At 63.3% G+C, this 2909-nt stretch carries 2 protein-coding genes; one reads left to right on the top strand and one right to left on the bottom strand.

Annotation, left to right across the window (positions count from 1 at the left end):
• On the bottom strand, positions 1-1575 hold a 1575-nt coding region (locus HP499_RS22885; protein ID WP_172326360.1), incomplete at its 3' end, for a DUF6807 family protein.
• Between the two features lie 339 nt (positions 1576-1914).
• Between HP499_RS22885 and HP499_RS22890 the strand changes: the two genes are divergently transcribed.
• Entirely contained in the window at positions 1915-2622 is a 708-nt protein-coding gene (locus tag HP499_RS22890) for a YesL family protein (protein ID WP_172326361.1), read from the top strand.
• The last annotated feature ends 287 nt before the right edge of the window (positions 2623-2909 follow it).

The raw sequence follows: 2909 nt of genomic DNA on the forward strand, positions 1-2909 counted from the left end.
TTGGAGGTCCGCGGTGGAGTGCTCCGAGCCCTGGGTGATTCCTGCGATGTCGATCCTGCCGTGATCATCCAGGTCAACATACTTTCCAGCGGAACGTCGGTAGCTGCGGCCGCCCCAGAAGTTGCTGCCGTTGACGTCCTGCAAGGCGAAGCCTGCGCCGAGGTGCCAGACGTGGTCCGACGCCACATGGTCCGTGACCACAATGCCGCTCCGGGTGGTCACCGGATGCAGATAAGGACGTGGAGACAACGCTGCATCGAGTCCGGCTCCGCCGCGGAGGACAACGGCAGGAGTGTCCGCGCCGGGAGCATCATCGCCTGGCGTTTCAGGGCCCGGACGGGCAGCGAAAAGTGCCTCGGCTGATTGTGGCCGGGCCCAAGGGAGGCCCAGCTCGGAGAAGGTGGCGTGGGCCAGCGTGGCGCGCTCCAGAATGTCTTCAATCCGGGGGAGCACGGCATGGGCTTGGTCTCCGGATCCCACCCACGTGACGAATTCCGTGGGAATCAGGGCCGGCGACTCGGCTGTCCGGATGGCTTCCAGGACGCGCATGAAGGCTCCGCTGTGATCCAAGGGGCTCAGCAGGGGGACTCCTTCGGAGAGGTGCTGGAGCAGATTCTCCGTGAGATCGTCCCGCCCAAAGACATGGCTGGTCTCGCCGGCTTCGGTGCGCACGGTGACGCGATCTTCGGTGTAGTGGAACACGGCTGTCCCCTCCGTGCCGTGAAGGGTGACATAGGGTTCCACTGACTCCGTGGCGCACAGTGTGAGGGCGCAGGTAATGGGCAATCCGTTGACGGTCTGCATGCGGATCACCGAAGTATCGTCCGCTTCAATATCGTTGGCCCGGTAGAGATCGGTGTCCACGAAGGCCAGGTCATCTGCCTGACGGGCTCCGGCGATGCGCAGGGCAGTGGCGATTGCGTGGGCCAGGGGGTTGGTTGCCACGCCATCCACCACGTCCACGCCGTCGAGGCTGCGCTTACCGGCCCAGCGTGAGCGCTTGTAGTAAGCGCGGTCGCGGACCCAGCGGCCGGTAGCGGAGATGCCCTTGAGCGTGCCGATGCCCGGAAGTTCTTCCGTGGCGTCGCCGTTGGCCAGCTGTTCCAAAGCGGCCAGCGCATGGGAACCAAGGCTCTGGAAACCAATTTGGACACTGCGCCGGGCCGAGGCTGCCTCATCCTGGAGTCGAAGGAAGTCCTTCATGGAGGCCACGGGGGGCTTTTCAAGGTAGAGGTGGGCGTGGGAGGCCAGGACGGATAAGGCCAGCGGGGCGTGGGTTTGAATCGGCGTGGCAACAATGATGACGTCCGGGCGGTGGTTTCCGGCCAACAGGTCATCCAGGGTGGCGTGGACATGGGTGGTCCCAGGCATGGCTCCGGCGGCCGGGGGATGGGGATCCGCCACGGCAACCAGTTCCACCGCTCCTTGAGTGCTCAGCCGCTTGAGGTTGTTGAGGTGGTGTGTTCCAAAGCCGTGGACTCCCACCAGGGCGATTCTGGCAGGTGCGGTCCTGGGCGCCGGGGCAGTAGGGCGCGGGTCAGGACTGGTGATGGACTCGATGGAAGGGGTGTCCATGGCTCTCCTCTGCTGGCGCTGCAACGAGGGCTGTGACGCCGTCGTCGGGGTTGTTACTGAAGTGGTCCGGCTGGTTCAGGCTATACCTAGCAAGCGCTTTCCCAGTTCCGGTTCCGCCCAGTGTATCGTGGGTTTCGCAAGAATGTAACGATTCAAGAATGCTCTTGACTCCCGCCTTTCCCAACGTCTAAGTTGACGGGAAAGCGTTTACTAAGTGACATGGCCCACAAGGGCCGACCCCAACTGGCGCATCATCGCGGTTGTTCCGAAACTCATCGGCAGAACTGTCATGGCAGCCATGCGGGCCTGTTCTGCAACGATGGAGAAAGGGGGAGCGGCATGGCCTCTGGTGGATTCGGCTTCCGCGCTTATACGCTCTTCGACACACTCGTGTGGATTGCATGCTTGAACGTGCTGTGGATGGTGTTCACGCTCCTCGGCGGCATCGTCCTCGGGATCGGACCGAGCACTGCTGCAGCCCACGTCCTGGTCCGCGACAAAGTGCGCGGAAATGCCACGCCCTTAATGCGGCGCTTCGCCCGGGAGTACATTAGGAACTTTGCCAAGGGCAATGCCCTGGGCCTGCCCCTGCTTGCGGTGGGTGTTGCGTTGACCCTGAACTGGGGCTATTTCTCGGCGGGCTGGGACTTTGGTTCGCAGATAGCGTCCGCGGGAATCCTCATGGCTGCACTCTTCGCCGCCGGAACGGTCTGCTACCTCTTTCCCATGTTCGCCCGCTATGAACTGTCCATTCCCGGGTACTTCCTGATGTCCTCACGCTTTGCCATGCGGCATCTCGCGGGAACCGTGATTCTGCTGTTCGTGACCGCTGCCGCCTTCTTCGTCTGCCGGTCGGTTCCGGGGCTGATTCCGTTCTTCGGCGTAGGGGCATGGCTGTATGTCACGGGCTGGCTCTGCGACCGCTTCTTTACGGCGAACGACGACGCGATGTCGGCCCAGGTTGCCGGCCCGCCCCCGGCCGGCGAGGCAAACGCCGGCCGTCCCGCGTCCACGCCCACCCCCAGCACGGAGGCCAGCCTTGCCTGAGTTCAACCGCTCCCGCCCCGCCTTGAGCGGGCCGCCTGTCCTTCACCGCTCCCTGGATATCCAAGGAAGCAGTGAGCTCGTTCCCGGCGCCGCTGGCGCGAGCACAAATGAAACGTATCAAGATGCGAGTGGCCAGCATGAATGGAGCCTCAAGAGGTTTCCTGGTGCGCCGTCAAAGCAAGAGTCGAAAGACACCAACCCCGATGAAGTGGAGCAGGTAAGAAAATGATCCGTAGAAAACACACGTTGGCCGCCGCCGTCGTAGTTTCCGCAGCCCTGGCGCTGAC

This window comes from Paenarthrobacter sp. CM16 (genome assembly GCF_013179505.1).
In the GTDB taxonomy this organism is placed as follows: domain Bacteria; phylum Actinomycetota; class Actinomycetes; order Actinomycetales; family Micrococcaceae; genus Arthrobacter.

Bases quoted from the DNA above. Each gene is read 5' to 3' on its own strand.
- HP499_RS22890 (WP_172326361.1), top strand. From the start codon at position 1,915: ATGGCCTCTGGTGGATTCGGCTTCCGCGCTTATACGCTCTTCGACACA.